16 protein-coding genes are annotated in these 18,346 nt (G+C 58.9%); 6 read left to right on the top strand and 10 right to left on the bottom strand.

The features are described from left to right. Positions 1-280: 280 nt before the first annotated feature. Complete coding sequence (bamA, locus tag AC3ISI_RS16675; RefSeq protein ID WP_489332918.1) at positions 281-2,647, bottom strand: outer membrane protein assembly factor BamA; 2,367 nt, start codon at positions 2,645-2,647, stop codon at positions 281-283. A 221-nt stretch (positions 2,648-2,868) separates the two neighbouring features. On the opposite strand from bamA, the gene AC3ISI_RS16670 reads away from it, so the two are divergent. The 3 genes from AC3ISI_RS16670 (at position 2,869) to AC3ISI_RS16660 (ending at position 5,379) form a co-directional block, all read left to right on the top strand. After that, the gene (locus tag AC3ISI_RS16670; protein WP_489332917.1) at positions 2,869-3,552 is read left to right on the top strand and encodes a response regulator; all 684 of its coding nucleotides are present in this window, start codon (positions 2,869-2,871) and stop codon (positions 3,550-3,552) included. Further along, positions 3,549-4,811: a HAMP domain-containing sensor histidine kinase gene (locus AC3ISI_RS16665; protein ID WP_489332916.1), complete on the top strand. Its 1,263-nt coding sequence runs from the start codon at positions 3,549-3,551 to the stop codon at positions 4,809-4,811. The genes AC3ISI_RS16670 and AC3ISI_RS16665 overlap by 4 nt, the downstream gene beginning before the upstream one ends. Before the next feature lie 118 nt (positions 4,812-4,929). Continuing rightward, positions 4,930-5,379, top strand: a complete 450-nt coding sequence (locus AC3ISI_RS16660; RefSeq protein ID WP_489332915.1) for a hypothetical protein — start codon at positions 4,930-4,932, stop codon at positions 5,377-5,379. An 86-nt stretch (positions 5,380-5,465) separates the two neighbouring features. On the opposite strand, the gene AC3ISI_RS16655 is transcribed toward AC3ISI_RS16660, so the two are convergent. The 6 genes from AC3ISI_RS16655 to AC3ISI_RS16630 form a co-directional block, all read right to left on the bottom strand. Next, a complete protein-coding gene (locus AC3ISI_RS16655) occupies positions 5,466-6,215 on the bottom strand; it encodes a PAS domain-containing protein (RefSeq protein ID WP_489332914.1) in 750 nt (249 codons plus the stop codon). A 74-nt stretch (positions 6,216-6,289) separates the two neighbouring features. Continuing rightward, positions 6,290-7,546, bottom strand: a complete 1,257-nt coding sequence (locus AC3ISI_RS16650; protein WP_489332913.1) for an FAD-dependent oxidoreductase — start codon at positions 7,544-7,546, stop codon at positions 6,290-6,292. Then, on the bottom strand, positions 7,543-7,779 hold the full coding sequence (locus AC3ISI_RS16645) for a (2Fe-2S)-binding protein (protein ID WP_489332912.1): 237 nt from the start codon (positions 7,777-7,779) through the stop codon (positions 7,543-7,545). Before AC3ISI_RS16645 ends, AC3ISI_RS16650 begins: the two co-directional genes overlap by 4 nt. Beyond that, a complete protein-coding gene (locus AC3ISI_RS16640; RefSeq protein ID WP_489332911.1) occupies positions 7,772-8,887 on the bottom strand; it encodes an NAD(P)/FAD-dependent oxidoreductase in 1,116 nt (371 codons plus the stop codon). The genes AC3ISI_RS16645 and AC3ISI_RS16640 overlap by 8 nt, the downstream gene beginning before the upstream one ends. Beyond that, positions 8,884-9,816 carry a 4-hydroxyproline epimerase gene (locus tag AC3ISI_RS16635; RefSeq protein ID WP_489332910.1) on the bottom strand — a complete coding sequence of 311 codons (933 nt, stop codon included), beginning with the start codon at positions 9,814-9,816 and terminating at the stop codon, positions 8,884-8,886. The genes AC3ISI_RS16640 and AC3ISI_RS16635 overlap by 4 nt, the downstream gene beginning before the upstream one ends. Before the next feature lie 105 nt (positions 9,817-9,921). Then, positions 9,922-10,593 carry a GntR family transcriptional regulator gene (locus AC3ISI_RS16630; RefSeq protein WP_489332909.1) on the bottom strand — a complete coding sequence of 224 codons (672 nt, stop codon included), beginning with the start codon at positions 10,591-10,593 and terminating at the stop codon, positions 9,922-9,924. Between the two features lie 186 nt (positions 10,594-10,779). Between AC3ISI_RS16630 and AC3ISI_RS16625 the strand changes: the two genes are divergently transcribed. Then, positions 10,780-11,085: a hypothetical protein gene (locus tag AC3ISI_RS16625; protein WP_489332908.1), complete on the top strand. Its 306-nt coding sequence runs from the start codon at positions 10,780-10,782 to the stop codon at positions 11,083-11,085. A gap of 110 nt (positions 11,086-11,195) precedes the next feature. Here AC3ISI_RS16625 and AC3ISI_RS16620 read toward each other — a convergent pair whose 3' ends face one another. The 3 genes from AC3ISI_RS16620 to AC3ISI_RS16610 form a co-directional block, all read right to left on the bottom strand. Continuing rightward, entirely contained in the window at positions 11,196-12,083 is an 888-nt protein-coding gene (locus AC3ISI_RS16620) for a DUF2950 domain-containing protein (protein ID WP_489332907.1), read from the bottom strand. Positions 12,084-12,109: 26 nt separating this feature from the next. Continuing rightward, complete coding sequence (locus tag AC3ISI_RS16615) at positions 12,110-13,660, bottom strand: DUF3300 domain-containing protein (protein ID WP_489332906.1); 1,551 nt, start codon at positions 13,658-13,660, stop codon at positions 12,110-12,112. Between the two features lie 199 nt (positions 13,661-13,859). Then, positions 13,860-15,137 carry a peptidase MATCAP family protein gene (locus AC3ISI_RS16610; RefSeq protein ID WP_489337734.1) on the bottom strand — a complete coding sequence of 426 codons (1,278 nt, stop codon included), beginning with the start codon at positions 15,135-15,137 and terminating at the stop codon, positions 13,860-13,862. A 303-nt stretch (positions 15,138-15,440) separates the two neighbouring features. Here AC3ISI_RS16610 and AC3ISI_RS16605 point away from each other — a divergent pair, with 303 nt between their 5' ends. Both AC3ISI_RS16605 and AC3ISI_RS16600 read left to right on the top strand, forming a co-directional pair. Then, a complete protein-coding gene (locus AC3ISI_RS16605) occupies positions 15,441-16,100 on the top strand; it encodes a hypothetical protein (protein ID WP_489337733.1) in 660 nt (219 codons plus the stop codon). A gap of 76 nt (positions 16,101-16,176) precedes the next feature. Beyond that, the gene (locus AC3ISI_RS16600) at positions 16,177-17,967 is read left to right on the top strand and encodes a SulP family inorganic anion transporter (protein ID WP_489332905.1); all 1,791 of its coding nucleotides are present in this window, start codon (positions 16,177-16,179) and stop codon (positions 17,965-17,967) included. The last annotated feature ends 379 nt before the right edge of the window (positions 17,968-18,346 follow it).

The following is an 18,346-nucleotide window of genomic DNA, read 5'->3' as shown; positions in this document are numbered from 1 at the left end:
GGATTTCGTATACGATATTAACAATAGCAATCAACGTGCCGATTTCCAGTCTTTGAGGTGAAGTATTGGGTAGGCCTTGAAGTAGGGGGCTTGGGGCGACATGACCGGGGTAGCAGTGCCCAGGGGGGGGGCGTGGGCCCCAGGGGCTGGTGTTACGTATGGGAGCAATGGGAAGTGCCCTTTTAAGGAACACCGATTGACGAAAAATGGATGAGAAGCCCGTCAATCCCTTCCCGCATAACAGATGCCGGTCCATCTACAATGGCCTCCTGCACAGGGGTCAAAAGGTCTTTCCCAAAGAGAACTGGAATACTTGCGTTTCGGCGTTACCGGGTGTTCGAATCGGCAGCGCCAAGTTGAATGACAGCGGCCCCAGTGCGCTGAACCAGGTCACGCCAACCCCCAGCGAGCTTGCCATCTGGTTCAGATCTATGCCGTTACACCCTTGAGTGGTGCTCAAATTACACGTGTTCGAATAGACACTGCCCGCGTCCCAGAACACCGAAGTGCGTACGGATTTAGTGTCTTTGATGAAGGGCATCGGAAACAGGTATTCCACGCCGCCGGAGATGAGTACATTGCCGCCCAAGGCGTCGGTGTCCCGATCGGAATAATAGGCTTGACCGGCACTGGCATACGTCCCGGTGGCGGGGGTGTTGCGCGGACCCAAGGTGCCGTTTTTGAAACCGCGAACTGACCCTTCGCCACCTGCCGTGTAGTTTTCATAGAACGGCAAGCCATCGGTTGAGCCGTAGCTATTGCCATAGCCGAGATTGGTATGGAAGCGCAGTGAGGTGGCAGTGCTGACCGGCAGAAAGGTCTGCCCGGTGTAATTGATCTTGTAGAAGCTCAAGTCGCTTCCCGGCACCGTCACCGTAAGACTCAGGTTCTGTGAATGGCCGCGAGTGGCCAGCACACTTCGGTTCAGGGTCGACTCCGACCAGCCGAGACTGGCCTTGAAGTTGGTGAACTCCTTGCCCTCGCGCTGGATAAAGTCGTAGATCTCATCCGCGCTATAGGTGCCAGGTTCGATGCTGTCATGTTGTGCCATCAGGCCAAACGTCACACGCGAAGTCTCATTGAGGGGGTAGCCAAACGACGTTCCGGCACCAAAGCTGTTGATGGAATAGTACGAGGCGCCGTTACCGTAGTATTTATCGTAGTCGGTGTGGTTGTAGAACAGGTCGTAGCCCAGGCTCACTCCATCCGAAGTGAAGTAGGGATCGACAAAGCCGAAGTTGTACTTGCTTTGATATTCACTGCGGGTCAAGCCGATGCTGACCTTGTTACCGGTACCCAGGAAGTTGTTCTGAGTGATCGAACCACCGAGGATCAGGCCGGCGCTTTGTGCGAAGCCGATACTGGCAGTGATCGAACCGGAAGCCTGTTCTTCAACGCCGTAGTTCACGTCAACCTGGTCATCGACACCTGGCACAGCCGGGGTTTCGACGTTGACTTCTTTGAAGAAGCCCAGGCGCTCAAGGCGCGTCTTGGATTGATCGATCAGGTAGGTCGAAGCCCAGCCGCCTTCCATCTGGCGCATTTCACGGCGCAGCACTTCGTCTTCGGACTTGGTGTTGCCACGGAAGTTGATACGGTTAACGTAAGCCCGTTTACCCGGATCCACTGCGAAGGTGATATCAACGGTGTGGTCTTCATTATGGGGCTGAGGCACGCCATTGACGTTGGCGAAGGTGTAACCCTCGTTACCCAGACGGCGGGTGATCAATTCCGATGTGGTGGTCATCAGCTTGCGCGAGAACACCTGGCCTTTCTGGACCAGCAGCAGGGACTTGATCTGATCTTCAGGGACTTTCAGGTCACCGCTCAGCTTGACGTCACGAACGGTGTACTTCTCACCTTCGTTGACGTTGACCGTGATGTAGACGTGTTTCTTGTCCGGTGTGATGGACACCTGGGTCGAAGCGATATCCATATTGATATAGCCACGGTCCAGGTAATAGGAACGCAGACGCTCCAGGTCACCGGAAAGCTTTTCACGCGCGTACTTGTCATCATTCTTGAAGAACGACAGCCAGTTGGTGGTCTTCAGTTCGAACAGGTCGATCAGGTCTTCTTCAGGGAAGACGGTGTTACCCACCACGTTGATGTGCTGGATAGCCGCAACGGTGCCTTCGTTGATGTTGACCTTCAACCCGACGCGGTTACGCGGCTGCGGCACCACTTCAGTGTCGACCGTGGCGGAGTAGCGACCCTGGGCGACGTATTGGCGCTGCAGTTCGTTACGCACACCTTCGAGGGTGGCCCGCTGAAAGATCTCGCCTTCAGCCAGACCGGATTGTTTGAGGCCTTTCATCAGGTCTTCAGTAGAAATCGCCTTGTTACCTTCGATCTCGATACTGGCGACCGACGGGCGCTCGACTACCGTGATGACCAGGACGTTGCCATCGCGGCCCAGCTGGATATCTTGAAAGAACCCGGTTTTGAACAAAGCACGAGTGGATTCCACCAGGCGACGATCATCCGCCTGTTCACCGACGTTCAACGGCAAAGCACCAAAGACGCTACCCGCGGAGACCCGCTGGAGGCCATTGACGCGAATGTCGGAGATTTTGAAGCCTTGGGCGTGCACAAGTGTGGCATTGAGCAACAGCGCGACCGAGCAGAGAAGGTGCGAAAAAGTCATCAAGTTGTTCCAGGATACATCGACATGCAGCACAGGCACGCCTGGATAACTCGCCGTAGACGGGTCACCGCACAGGGGCCAGGCTGGTGGATATCAAGCATAAAAGCGCGGGATGTTTGGTGCGGTTAACCTAGTGTCAAGTTAGGTAAAGGTTGGACTGACGCGATGACGGTGCGCGGTGCAATAGAGATAATGCGACGATCTTCATTCAAGAGCCCGCCATGATCTCTGTATTGCTAGTCGACGATGACCAGGAACTGACGGCAATGCTCTGCCAATACCTGGAGCGAGAAAGTTTTGAGGCGACTGCCGTGCACACCGGCGAGGAGGGCGAACACCACGCGCTTTCGGGTCGTTATGGCATTGTGGTGCTGGATGTGATGTTGCCGAGACTGTCAGGTATCGAGGTTCTCAGGCGTATCCGGGCCAGCAGCCAGGTGCCCGTGGTTTTGCTCACGGCTCGTGGCGACAATATCGACAGGATCACCGGCCTGGAACTCGGCGCCGATGACTACGTGCCCAAGCCCAGCTCTCCGGGTGAACTGGTAGCGCGTTTGCGGGCGATCATGCGTCGGGTGCGATCGATGAGCCAGCCAGCCATGGAAGTCATCAAGAGCGGCACTCTGACCTTGTGGCCGGGCAAGCGTCAGGCTCAGTGGCATGGGCGTGAGCTGGGCCTGACCAGTACCGAGTTCAGCTTGCTCGAAGAATTGGCCCGACGGGCAGGACAAGTGGTGAGCAAACAGGAGCTGTCGCTCAATGCCTTGGGGCATCCGTTGACCCGCTATGACCGGCGCATCGATGTGCACATCAGCAGCATTCGCCAAAAACTGGGGCCGCGTCCCGACACCAGCGCATGGATTCAGAGTGTGCGTGGCCTCGGTTATCTGTTGATTGCGGAATGATGAGGCCAAGCCGCTTGTACTGGAAACTGTTCCTGGCGTTCTGGCTGGCTACCAGCCTTACCTTCTTTGTCGGGCTGGGCATTCTGATACTGGAAAACTTCCACCCCGGCGATCCTCATCTGGAGGCTGTCCTGGTCAGTGAGGAACAGCTACTGCAGCAATTTGGCATCGAATCGGGCAGGCAACTCCTGGCGGTGTGGAAGCATCCGCCTGGTCAGGCCATTGGCGTATATGACGTTGCTGGCCAGTTGCTGGCCGGCTCACCGGTATCGCAACCGACTTATGAGCGCTCGATCATCAGTAAAGAGGGGGTCACACTTTCGCTCAGGTCCTCTCTTTCTCCTGGTCTTGACGATAATGGCAGGCCCGGGCGTTTGACTCCGCTGATCGTCGGCACTGTGATGAGTGCGCTGTTTAGCGGGTACCTGGCCTACTACCTGGCTTGGCCGTTGGCCTACTTGCGTCGGGCGATGAGCGATGTCGCGCAGGGGCACTTCGATACCCGGGTCAAACCGATGATGGGCAGGCGCCGCGATGAAATCGTCGACCTGGCCGAGGACTGTGACCGAATGGCCAACCAGTTGAAATTACTGGTGGAGGCTCAGCAGCATCTGTTGCACGACATCTCCCACGAACTACGTTCACCGTTGACGCGCATGCAGGCCGCCATTGGGCTGTTGCATCAGGTCCCTACACGCCTGGAAATGATCGAGCGCATCGAGCGTGAGTCGGTACGCATGGATACGCTGATCGAAGCCCTGCTGACCCTGGCGCGCTTGCAGGGCCGACCCGAGAGTTTCGAGTGTGAATCACTGGATGTCATCGAGTTGTTGGCGGAAATCGTCGAGGACGCCCAATTCGAGGCGCAGATAAAAAATTGTCGGGTCAGCCTGCACGCCTGTCCGGCCTTCGTCAGCCGTGTCAACGGCGAGCTGTTGTATCGGTGCTTCGAGAACATCATTCGCAATGCAGTGCGTCATACCCGATCGGTGAGTACAGTGCGGGTCTGCGCCGCGGTCGATCTGCCCACACAAAGCCTGACCGTACAAATTATCGATCAAGGGCCAGGAGTTGACAGCAGCAGACTACAGAGAATTTTCCATCCCTTCGAGCGTGGTATCGGCGAGCACAGCGGCGGTTTCGGCCTGGGACTGGCAATCGCCTCCAGGGCGGTAGAGGTGCATGGCGGCACTATTGCGGCGTACAACGAGCCGTCCGGTGGGTTGATCATGGCTATTCGTTTGCCTCATCGGGCTTGATCTTTACACGAAATTACATTGCCTTGACCGCCCTGTACGCACTGAATCAGTAGACTTCTCACTGACGCTTACTCAGCGTTGCTGATGTTCTGAGTTATGCCATTGAGGGGAGGTGGGCATGTTTCTGGTTCATAAAAAGGGCTACGTATCCGGGCAGAAAATCGTGGACGGGCTGGTACCCTATGATTTCTTCTGCGAAGACAATCCGGATATCAACCTGTTTGTATTCACGGGTTCTGCCACACCGGGCAAGACGGTCAAGGAACAGACGCTTTGGGGGTTTACCCGCCTGGAACGTTTTGAGGCGCTGAGCCACACCTTGGTGGCGAACAAAAGGAACGACGGGTGGTTTCAAAGTGTGAGCATTCTCACCGGACCAACCCGCAACGGTACTCAGGCTGTGAAGTTTCAGCGGGTACTGAAAATTATCAAGCATGCCGTTGCATTGGGCCGTACTGCGACCCAAACGGATTATGAGATCCGCACCGCTGAAGGTGACACCTACTTCACTCGTCGTCCCACTGCATTGGATACGGCACAATCGGTCATCTATGCAGCAGATCAATAACCTGCCCGCGTCTACCATCAACCACGCCGCGTCATAAAAAACCGAAAAGCCTCAGTGTCAGACAGGCTCATGAAAATGTTATAGGTTCAGTGTTGATTGTCGCGATACTGACTCGGCGACAAACTGGTCAGTGCGCGGAACTGTCGGCTGAAAGCACTGTGGTCGGTGTAACCGCAGCGCAGGGCGATTTCGGTGACGGGCAGGTCGGTGTGCAATAACAAGCGTGAACCCTCTTCCAGGCGCGCCTTGTGAATCATCTGCCGCGGCGTGAGCTGGAACACCCGTTTGCAATGACGCTCCAGTTGCGCGACGGAGTAGCCGCCAATGGCCGTCAATTCAGAGAGGCTGATGGGACGCGCGAAGTGGCTGCGGATATGCGCATCCACGGCGGCGAGCTTCAGGTACGCGGGGTGAGTGGATTGGGGCGTTGGCAAATCCCGGGAGATACCCGCCAGGCCAACAATGTGACCCTGTTCGTCGTGAAGGGCCAGTTTGTGGGTCAGGCACCAGATCGGCTGGTTGCCGAAATACAGGTGCAGCTCCAGTTGGTCGGCCAGCACACGGCCGCTGGATAACACCCGTCGATCCTGTTCGGTGTACAGAGGCCCGAAGTTTTCCGGGAAGACACTCTCTGCGGTGAGCCCCAGCAATTGCTCGCTGTGTTTCAAACCGCAACGCCGCGCCAGCGTCTGGTTGACGAAGACGTAGCGGGCATCGCGATCCTTGATGAAAAACACCACGTCCGACAGGGTGTCGAGCAGCGGCGCGATCGGCTGAAGATTGCTTAACAGCGTCGGCAGGTCGCAGGGTTTGAACGTGGTGAGTGAGGGGTACATAGCGCTGGGAGATCCGAGGGCGACCTGCGGATCATAGAGGCTCGGCCGCATGACCGAAACCCCGGGCACGATCATCACGCTGGCGGGGTGTCGTCCAGGCACATCAACGTCTCGATCCGCGCCGGGCTGTACGGTGGGCGCGGCGCCGAGGGTTGCCAGCCAAACAAATGCTCAACCGCGGCGCCACACACACGGCCCTGACAGGCACCCATGCCACAGCGGCTGGCGAGCTTGGCCGCGCGCCAGTCGCTGTGTTCGGTCAGTGCGGCGTAGGGCACGTCTTCGCAGCGACAGACAAGGGTGTCGGGGCGGGCCAGGGACTTTAGTTGCGGGTCGAGGGCGAAGGCCTGATTCAGTGCCTTGGCGAAACTCTGCCAGCGTGCCCGGCGTGGCCACCATTGGCGGGCTTGCTTCACATCACCGACGGCGCAATGCCCGGCAATCGCACCTTCAGCCAAGGCCAGTTCACTACCGCCGAACCCGGTGCATTCGCCCGCGGCGTAATGATCGGCGCGGTTGCTGGCCTGCCAGAGATCCACCGCCAACGCCTGTCCTTCGATGGCGTAACCCAGCGCCTGACCCAATTGGATGTTCGGGGTCAGGGCGAATCCACAGGCTAGCCGATCACATTCCAGTTCTTCGATTTTGCCTTGTTGTTGCAGGCGCACGCCTTCGAGTCGGTCAGTGCCAAGGGCCGCGATGACATGAGTGGCTGCACGGTAATGACGGTTGAACAAGCTGAACGATTGCAGCCATTTCGCAGGCCAGCGCGGCAATTGCATTGCGAAACCGGCGACAGACGCGAACGAAGCTTGTTCGGCGATGCGTAGCACCGTTGCCCCGTGTTTCTTCGCGGTAGCCGCACTGGCCAATAGGAGCGGGCCGCTTCCTGCGATCACCACGCGCTCATCGCGCACCGACAGTCCGGATTTGATCAGTGCCTGCAATCCCCCAGCGCCGGTGACCCCAGGCAGTGTCCAGCCGGGGAAGGGCAGCAACAACTCGCGGGCACCGGTGCACAGGATCAATTTGTCATAGCTGATCAGCCACCCGTGATCGTCGTCTTCGACCAGCAGTTGTTTCGGGCCGGGATTGGCGATCACCCGAGTGCCGGTGTGATGGCGGATATTGCTGTGGGACTGCAACCGCTCACGCAGCTGACGGGCCTGAACGGGGAGGCTGGCTTGAGGGCCGTCGCGCCAGATTTGGCCTCCCGCCAGCGGATTGTCGTCGAGCATGACAATCCGTGCGCCACTCGGTGCTGCTGCCAGTGCGGCGGCCATGCCGGCGGGGCCGGCACCGATGATCAACAGGTCGGTGTATTCGTTCATGGCTGTGTCTCAACCTGCATGCCGTCACGGCAGAGGGTCTGGCACGCCAGGCGACGACGACCGTCGATGGTCACTCGGCATTCCTGGCAAATGCCCATGCCGCACAGCGGTGCGCGCCGTTGACCGCTGACCGAAGTGCGACTGCAACCATTGCCGCCTAACGCCAGGGCCGCGGCGACGCTGGTACCGTCGGCGACCCTCAGGGCATGACCGTCGAGTATCAATTCAGGCATACACAGGTTCTCCGAGGAAACGTTGGGGCAGGTAGGGTTGCGCGGCCAGTGGCGGGGTTTCGTTGAACAGTTGCGCGACCAACAAATCGGCCGTGCCGGGAGCGGTGGTCACCCCCAGTCCTTCATGTCCGACCGCCAGCCATAAGCCTGGACGGCGCGGGTGCTGACCTACTAGCGGCAAGCCATCTGGGCTGGCGGCACGAAATCCGGTCCAGGCGCGGATGCCATTGAGCCGGGCCAGTCCCGGCATGTAATCGGCGGCACGCTTGAGCATTTTCCCCAACATCCAGCCTTCTACTTGCGGGTCGGTCGTGCCGAATTGCCGCGAGGCACCAATGAACAATTGCCCGGTCGGACGCGGCTGAATATTGCAGGCCACCGACGGGCCTTTGGCGTTATGGGCGCTGGTGACGTAACCCAGCTCGACGAGAGTGTGGTTCACGGTGGCGGGGTAGCGATCGGTGATCAGCAAGTGTCCTTTTTTGGGTTCGATGGGCAACTCAGGGCACAGTTCATTGGCCTGAACACCGTTGGCCAGCACCACTGCTTCTGCACTCAACCAATGGCCGTCATCGAGTCGTACCCGATGGCCATCGACCTCCATGACACGTGCCCGGCGCTGGCGGATGTTCGGCGTGTCGAGCATCCAGTTGGCCGTGGCGGGGGCATACAGAATGCCGTCACCCTTGATCAGCAGTCCCCCTTCGAGGCCCTCGCGTAGCTCCGGTTCGCGCTGACGCAAGGCACTGGCACCTAGCAGTTCACAAGCGATTCCCTGAGCCTGCAGGTTCAGGAATTTACTGTGGGCCACCGCCATTTCCTCGGCGTTGGCCGCCAGCCAGAGCGTGCCGTTGTTGCGGTAAGCGCAGCCGTCGGGCAAGTCCGGTGCATGCTCGCGCCAGCGCTGCAGGGAATAATCACTCAGGGCCAGTTCGGCCGGGTTGTCGTCGAGTACCAGCAAGTGGCCCATGCCCGCTGCCGTTGCGTTATGCAGGCCGGCATCGAGTACCAGCACCTGCAAGCCGCGACGGGCCAGCGCCTGGGCGCACGCCGCGCCGATGATGCCGGCTCCGATGACGATCACGTCGGCCACATGGCCCTGGCTCATGGGCGAATGCCCCAGGCGAACGGATCGTCCTGTTCAATGATCAAGCGGGCTTCGGCACTGATGAACGCGCGGCCACGGATGGTCGGGATGATGCGCTCACCCTGCCATTCGAAGGATCCTTCGAATTCGCTGCCAATCACACTGGCCTGACGCCAGCTCTGCCCTGGCTGCAGTTTGTCATCCGCCGCCATGCACGCCAGTTTCGCACTGGTGCCGGTGCCGCACGGTGAACGGTCGTAAGCCTTGCCAGGGCAGAGCACGAAGTTGCGGCTGTCGGCGTGATCGTCATCGGCGAACAGCTCGACATGATCGATCATGCCGCCGTCTTCACCCCGAATGCCCTGGGTTTCCAGCGCTTGCTGCACTGCGTAGGTATAAGCGGTCAGCGCCTCAAGGTTGTCACCGGAAACTCGCAGGCCGTGATCGGCGATCAGGAAAAACCAGTTGCCGCCCCAAGCGATATCGCCGGTGACCTGACCGATGCCAGGCACCTGCAATGCCAAATCCTTGCGATAACGATAGGCGGGGACATTGCGCACGCTGACCGAATGGTCGTCGTGCAGGGTGGCTTGTACCGTGCCCACCGGCGTCTCGATGCTGTGCACGCCGGGACCAATCTTGCTCATGTGCGCCAGAGACGTCACCAGGCCGATGGTGCCGTGGCCGCACATGCCCAGGTAACCGCTGTTGTTGAAAAAAATCACCCCGGCACAGGCGCTCGGGTCGACGGGTTCGCAGAGCAGGGCACCCACCAGCACATCACTGCCCCTCGGTTCCAGCACGCATGCCGCTCGCCATTGGTCATGCTGCTCGGCGAGGATTTTGCGCCGTTCAGCCATGCTGCCACGGCCCAGATCAGGAAAACCGGCGGTCACCAGACGAGTCGGTTCGCCCCCGGTGTGGGAGTCGATGACGCAGATGCTTTTCATGGGAGGGCCACGTCCATTCGGTTGAGTGAACCCTAGAGTGGCCCGAGGGGGCGGGTGCCGGCTTGATGGATTTAACCGGTGCCGATGACGAAATCGGCACAGCGATCAATGAGCGTGGGGCAGATGCTCAAAGAGGGTCTTGCAGACCCCCGCAATGTGCTCATCCAACAGCTTCACCGCCAGCTCCACATCTGCGGCACGGCAGGCCGCCAGAATCTCGCGGTGCTCGTGATCGGCGCGCTCCTTGCCGGCGGACAGGCTCATCTGCATGCGCAGATAACGCTCCAGTTTGTCGTTGACCGAACGAATCAGACTCACCAGAAACGGCCGCTGCGCCGGCTCGTAAAGACAGGAATGCAATTCCCAGTTGAGCTCGGCCCAGCGACCTACGTCGTCTTCGCCGATGAACTCCTGGCAGATGCTCTCGGCACGGGCGAAGGTCTGTTCGGTCATGTTGGGAATGGCCAGGCGCAACACCTTGTCTTCCAGCAACATGCGCACTTCGAACATCTGCGCCAGTTCCGCATCGGAAATCCGCGTGACCATTGCGCCTCGATTGCGCTGGAACATCACCAGGCCTTCGGCCTCCAGTCGCTTGAGGGCCTCGCGCACCGGAATTTTGCTGACGTTGAACTGACGGGCAATGTCGTCCTGGCGAATCGGTTCATCCTCGGCAAAATGTCCGGCGACGATCGCGTCTCGCAGATGGCGGGTGATGATTTCCGACGTCGAAGGTGTATTGCCAAGGTCGGGTGCGTTGAGTTTGGGTAGGTTCACGTCGGCGGTCGTTTGGAGTGAGATAGCGCTAGGGTATACGAAATTCTTTAGCTGATCTCTCTCGCCATTGCGGGATGGTCGGATAGTGCGACAGTGCATTGATCTACACTGCACTGTGGTGGGTTCCAGAGGACAAAAGGGACCGTTTCATTCGGGTTATCTGGCACATGAGGCGCCGTTCACACCATGAAAATCTTTATCTCAACAGCGATATTACTGGCCAGCGCCCTTGCTAACGCCGCCACCCCGCCGAGCGCAGCGAATAATCTTTCCCAGCAATATCCCAAAGCCCAGCAGGCCTGTTTGAAAGCCGTGGCAAAAGCGACCGGAGTTGCCCAGGACAAGCTGAAGGTAACTGATGTGTTGTTTGCTGAGGCGGGCATTGGTGTGGAAATAAAAGTACCTGATGCCGATGCGCCGTGGTCGTGCCTGTCGGATGAAAAGGGCAAGGTGCAGGGCGTGGGTTACTCGGGGTCTGGAGGGAGGTTGTAGGTTTACTGTCCCATGCAGGCTATCCATTGCAACTGAGGCGGGTTGGCGTGGTCTTACCGCTGGCGCCGGGTACCGAAGTACCGGCGCAGCGGCAGTTTTACTGCCAGGTTCTAGTCTTGATCTACCGTGACTTCTTTCCAGCTGCTATCCGGATCAAAGAGCTTCATCGACTGCGCCAGCTTTTCACCATTGGGGCCCAAGTCTTTCTCGAACACCTGGCCTTCATGACTGATCATGAAACTCATCACACCGGTATCTGCGTATTTCGCCGGCCAGGCGATCAGTGCAAAACCTCGGCTCATCTTGTCACCGATGAGGTAGCTGTAGGCGCCACCCGGTGCCGAAGGGCCTTGGCCAGTCAGGATGCGGAAGTAGTAACCATGCCAGGGTTCTCCGGCAATGGTGTTGCCGAAGGAGGGACCCAACGGGCTGATCTGACCGCTATCGTCGTCTGCCCAATAAAGTCCATCGTGCTTGCCGGGGGCGCTGTAGATATTCTGCGCATACTCAAGGGCGCCGTCACCGTCACGATCCACTGACGCATAATCCATCTGGGCGTCGTGATAGGCCCGCGCCGATTGCAAGGCGGCGAGTTCGTTGCGGCCAATTCGACGTGCTCGAATTTCAGCACTGCCGGCCTTGATGTCGAAGTGCCAACCGTTTGTGCCTTTTACGATGGGAATAGGCATTGGCCAGTTGTTGGTTCCGACCGACAGGATCGCCTTGCCGTCGCTGGTTTTTTCAATGTGGTTTTGCTCGTGGTACAGCTTCAAAAACGCATCGGCATCTTTGCGCTCCGAGCCTTCGCGAGGGATGTAACTGCGCCATTCTTTACCCAGTAGCTCTGTCAGGCGTTCATTGTTGGCCTGTTTCGTACCCAATGCTTCGACGAACGCTTGAGCGGCCTTTTCGGGCGTTGCAAACTCCTCATGTGCCATGACCATGCAGGACCACGCAACGCCTGCCGTTATCGCCAAGGACCGAAGAAGCAAGCCCATGAGTACCTTCACTCGAGGAATATTATTCAACGACGGCCACCCCTTTGACTTTGACGCGCTGGTGGATTGGACGGCCGACTGACCTGCTTGCCGGCTGATCGTGAGGCATTGGGACGCTGGGCAGAGGCCTGGCTGGCCCGGCCACGATTGGCTTGTGCGTTGACTTGGGACGGTGAGCGCGCGCCAGCGAATGCATTGTTGCGGGCACTGCCCTTGTTGGCGGCCTGCGTGGTCGGCCGGCTTTTCGTGGTTTGGCGCGCCTGCGCGTTACCCTGGCGCTGTTTGGCATCAGCGGTCTGTTTCCTGGGTTGCTGATTGTCGCGAGTGTTTCTGTCAGTGCCCTGGCCTCTGTTAGAAGCCTGCTGCCTGTCAGTTGCACTTTGTCTTTCAGCCGCCCTCTGTCTATTGGCTGCATTTTGTCTGGCCGCATCCCTGTCTGTACCACCTTGTGCCCGATTGTTGTCCACGCCTCTGGCCTGGGCATCGCGCGCTTGATCACGGGCTTCGCGGTTGGTGGTAGCAGGTCGTTCGATACCAGCCCTGTCCATCGAACCACGGGCATTTTCACGCTGCTGGGCTCGCTGAGGAGTATCCCCTCGATAGGCTTCACGCTGATTGGCACCGTTGAGTTGACGACCGTATTGTTCGCGACTTCTGGCGTCGCGATAGGGAACACCATTGCGATGCGCAGAGTTATGTTGGAACTTGTTCTGATTAACGTTGATTCGGTTGTTACCGTTGATGTTGTTGTAGCGTTCGACATCGATGTCGACGTCGTTATTACCCCAGTCACAATCACCCCACAACGAACCGACGATAGCCACCCCCGCACCAAACGCCAGACCGGTCAACAAGGCCTGACCGGGGTAATAAGCTGGCGGCGGTGGGTAGTACGCGGGAGGTGAAGCAGGATAAGGCCAGGTGCCGTAGGTCGTTGTCGGGTTATAAGTGGGGACGTATACAACCTGTGGATCGGCGGGCTGAATAATGATGGTGCTGGCCGGGGCCGGGGCCGGGGCCACCGCTGGTGACGTGGCTGCCGGTGCTGGATGATTCTGAATCGTCACGTTCTGATATTGGTTGCTTTCCAGATTACCTGCTGCTTGCGCTTGATGACGCAAGCGTTGCACTGCTGCCATGAGATCGTCGGGCTGCGCCAGGAAGGCATCACCCAGGCGTTGTACCGCCACAGGATCCTGTCCCAGCGTGGCCAACACCTGCGGGAAGGCGACGAGCGCCTGTACACTCGGATCCCAAGGCTTGTTCTGCACTTGTTTGACTGCATCGTCGCCCTTGGCATTCGGGTTGGCTTTAGACCAGGCGACTGCCTCGGTGAATTCCCCGGGATACGTACTGGCCATCAGTATCTGTGCCAGCAGTGGATCCGGGTACAGCGCAATGGGCGCCAGCATTTGATCCAGCTGTTCCTGGGTAAACACGGCATCTTTAAGCGTTGTACTGGCGGGCGCTGGCACGGCAGTGGTCGTGCTTGAAGCTGCCATTGCTGCCTGCGATACGCAGAAAGTTCCGCTCAAAATAAGGACAGCTGACAACGTGTAGAGTGATGGAATGCGCATTGCATCTCCATGTGGTCAGGCAAGTTTGGAATGAGTGGATCAATGCCAGGCTGGTGAGGTCCGACTTTGCTAACCCCAGACCCCTGCTTCGATGCCGCTCCATAAGCGTAGCAAACAAAAAATTTCTGCCATTTATTTACGTTCATTCAATTCGCACCAGACGCTCAAACCAACACCATTCAGTTCGTAGGCCTCGTCATCACAGGGCACTGGCATCGATTTCGTGCTCGTCTGCAAATGCCATGAGTACTTCCAGATCGAGCACGTCCAGCTTGATCCGGGCAATAAAGGCAGAGAAGGCGAGGTTGGCGGCGAGCAGGCGCAGATCGCTGGCCCAGGCTGGAACATAGACCGGCCCCTGGAGCCAGCCAGATTCGAACAGTGGCGCCAGGCGTACGGTGTCAACCAGGCTGAGGCGCCCGGCAAACAAATGGCCGACCAGTTCCGGCCGGTTGTCGCGGATTGCGATGCGCAGCAGGGTATGCACGCCGATCAAGCCAGTCAGGTAAGCGGCATCCTTGGTAAACGCCGACCCGCCGTGCAGGTCGGCGCCGCGGAACACCCGCTGGGTGGAGCGAAACGACTCCTCTTGCGATTGGCCGGCGGCCAGAAAGCCTTCGAATACCTGAATAAAATCGGCGCCTTCCAACGCTTGCTGGACGGCGAGCACGCGCAAGGCGAGGCGACGCAAGCGGTTGATGTCCATGCTGCCGGTGAACAGCTCGGCCAAGGTGGCAATACCCTCCTGAGTCTGTGTCGTGCGTGGCGCCCCAAGGCCGAGGCTTTTGAGATTGGGTTGGCGCGCGCCGTTTTGTGCCGTGGCGATATGCACGAACGCCTCGTGCTGCAGTAGCTGATTCTTGTCCAATTCAGTGAACTGCGCGCTGGCGCGCAGACGGATACGGCTTGCCCCGGCGATGGCCTTGGCGGCCAGGGTCGGATCGAGCACGACCGTGATCCGCCCCTCGCCGAAGAAACGGTCCAGTTCAGGCTGCATCCAGGCGGCAAAGGCCTCGGCCGGGATCTCGGCCGGGCTCGGTGGAATCCGGGCACTGCCCAGAAGGGCGTCGGTGGTGTTGAGGAAGAACCGGGCGGCGTCGAGCATGCTCAGGTGGAGGCGTGGGTAATAGAAATCCGGGCGCCGATACAGCGCTGATGAATAGTCCGTAAAGGCGGGAGTGCCAATAGCCCCCAGCAGGCGTCCGGCCGTGGCATAGCTTCGCGCTGTCATGGCGAGGTAGTTCCCGGCAGGATGCGCCTCATCACAATGGTCGACAAAGGATTCCAGCGCGGCGATGTCGGCGCTGTGGTCACGCGGACGCAGTTCGACGTTCGGCAACTGTGCATGCCCGTTACGCCAATTCGCGAGGAAGGCTTCTTCGACGCCATCGGGCCAAGCCAAGGCATCCAATACGCGGATTCTGCGGGCCAGACCGGGCAGGGCGGCATCGAGTTCAGACAGCGGCATGGCGCCCACGGGAATCTCCAGGTGGATGAGACTTGTCTTCAAAAGCTTAGTCGTTGCTGATGTAATGCGTTGTAACAGGTCAGGGAGGCTGCTGGCGGGAGATTGATGCGGACAGGCAAGGCAGGCATTTGCGTGCTAACAGTTATAGAGACCGCTTCGCAGGCGTCGTTGCAGACGTCGCGCACGATGTCGGCGACAAATTTTTTTGTCACTACAATAAAGTGACAATCGAAGAAGAGCACCGCCTGATAGCGCTGTGCTATGGCCTATGAAACCTGCACCACACGAGTATTCCTCAGCGAGGTAGGACGCATGCCAAACAACGCAGGACAGAAGCGGGCTCGAATACTCGACCCTGTCGACCGTGTCACAGAGGTCATCTTCGGCCTGCTCATGGCGATGACCTTCACTGGGACAATCAGCGTGGCAACATCGGGCCAGGAGGCGGAACGTACCATGATGTTCGCCGCACTCGGTTGCAATCTGGCCTGGGGTCTTGCAGACGCGGTGATGTATCTACTGCGAGCCTTGATCGATCGCACGCGCAAATACACGTTATACGAGAAGCTCGGCGGGGCGGACGCGGCCACCGGCCAGGCGCTCGTGGCGGGTGCACTACCATCGCATCTGGCGGCAGCAGCCAAGACCGAGACCCTGGAATTGCTGCGCAGTCGCTTGGTCGAGTACCCGGCCACGTCAGTAAAGTCGGGTCTCGGCTGGGATGATTTCAAAGGTGCACTGGGCGTTTTCCTGTTGGTAGTGGCATCAACCTTTCCACTCGTGGTGCCTTTCATCTTGCTCGAAGACACGGCGCTCGCGGTTCGTCTCTCTAATGTGGTCGGGCTCGTGGTGCTGTTCATCGCGGGTTGGATACTGGCGCGATACGCAGGCGCAAAGCCCTGGCAAGGAGGGATTGCGATGGCGGTCACCGGCGCGGTGTTGATCGTAGCGATCGTCGCGCTCGGCGGATGAAGAGCAGAGGAGGGCACGGCAATTCTGCCGCTGCCTCTAAGCCATTACGCGCTGTACGCCAAGGGGTTACAGTTCTATGAGCGATTCGAATTCTGTACCTTCCGCCCCGGAACCGGGTCGTATTGCACATCGGGTAGCAGGCGCCGATCAGAAGAGCTGGCGCCGCTGGCTGCCGGGGCTGAACACGCTGCTCACCTATCAAATAGCCTGGTTGCGAAATGACATCGTCGCCGGACTCGTCCTGACCACCATGCTGGTGCCAGTGGGTATCGCCTACGCGGTGGCTTCGGGCGTACCCGGCATCTACGGTCTCTACGCGACGATCATTCCGTTACTGGCTTATGCGTTATTCGGGCCGAGCCGGATTTTGGTACTGGGGCCGGATTCCTCACTGGCGGCCGTCATCCTCGCCGTGATCCTGCCGCTGTCGGGTGGCGACCCGTATCGCGCCGTCGCCCTGGCGGGAATGATGGCGATTGTGTCGGGGGTGGTCTGTATCCTGGCCGGCATAGCGCGCTTGGGTTTCATCACGGAACTGCTCTCCAAACCGATCCGCTACGGATACATGAACGGTATCGCGCTGACCGTACTGATCAGCCAATTGCCCAAGTTTTTCGGCTTCAAGATCGAGTCAGCCGGACCGCTGAGAAACATGTGGGCGATTATCACTGCGGTGCTGGACGGAAAAACCAACTGGGTCACGTTCGCGGTCGGCGCTGCCACGTTGGTGGTCATCCTGTTGCTCAAGGGGCACAAACGCATTCCGGGTATTTTGATTGCCGTGGCAGGCGCAACCATCGCCGTCGGTGTGCTGGACCTTGCCTCGAAATACGGAATATCGGTCCTGGGCGAGCTTCCGCAAGGCATGCCTGCGTTCGCCATTCCCTGGATCACTCAAGCCGATATTGTCCCGGTCCTGATCGGCGGCTTTGCTGTTGCGCTCGTTTCGTTCGCCGACACCAGCGTGCTCTCTCGTGTCTATGCGGCACGTTCGCGCACTTACGTTGATCCGAACCAGGAAATGGTGGGACTCGGCGTCGCCAATCTGGCGGCCGGGTTTTTCCAGGGGTTTCCAATCAGCAGCAGTTCGTCACGGACTCCGGTGGCCGAGGCCGCAGGCGCCAAAACCCAATTGTCCGGTGTCGTCGGAGCGCTGGCGGTGGCCTTGCTGCTATTGGTGGCGCCGAACCTGTTGCAGGACCTGCCCAACAGCGCGCTGGCGGCGGTGGTGATTGCATCGGCCATCGGTTTGATCGAGATCACGGATCTGCGACGCATCTATCGCATTCAGCAGTGGGAGTTCTGGCTGTCCATCGCCTGCACCGTCGGCGTCGCTGTGTTTGGTGCGATCGAGGGGATTGCCCTGGCCATCGTGCTTGCGGTGATTGAATTCCTGTGGGATGGCTGGCGGCCGTACTCCACGGTGTTGGGGCGTGTCGATGACCTTCAGGGCTACCATGACATCAAGCGTTTTCCTGAAGCACGACTCCTTCCCGGCCTGGTCCTTTTCCGCTGGGACGCGCCTTTGTTTTTCGCCAACGCCGAGTTGTTCAATGAGCGGGTGCTGGACGCGGTGGCCACGTCCCCTACGCCGGTACGCTGGGTGGTCGTTGCGGCGGAACCTATGACCAGTGTGGACGTGACCTCTGCCGACATGTTGGCCGAACTGGACGAAACCTTGCGCGCGGCGGGCATCGAGTTATGCCTGGCCGAGATGAAAGACCCGGTCAAGGACAAACTGAAACGATTCGGGCTTTTCACGCAGTTTGGCGAAACCGCGTTTTTTCCGACGCTAGGCACCGCGGTCAACAGTTACCTCGCGAACTATCCTGTGGAGGGGGCCAAACGGCAGGATGAGTATCAGTAAGGCGATAGAGATGCAGAGTTTTGACGACTTTCATTGACCTGACCGCCTTGCAGGAATGCCTGGGTGGTCCTATCGTCAGATTTCAGGCGCCACAAAAGTTTTGTGGCGTGTGACTGAACAATGCAAGAGCAATGACCCCTGAACATCTTCGGTGAGCGTACTGATGGGCGAGCAAGCCGACTGAGTTTTTGAATTGGAGGAACACCATGATTCGCAAGCACTTCTTGATGGCCCTGGCGACACTGGTTGTCGCTGCGAGTGTGCAGTGCGTCTCGGTACCGGCTTACGCGACCGAGCAGGGATCACAACGGCGTGAAGCACGGGATACGAGGCAAACAGGGCGCTCCGACGCACGGCAAACCAAGCACGATTGCAGAAA

Source organism: Pseudomonas sp. GL_139_B (assembly GCF_057834475.1).
The sequence above is the reverse complement of the archived record's forward strand: the minus strand, read 5'-3'. Positions and strand labels throughout refer to the sequence as shown.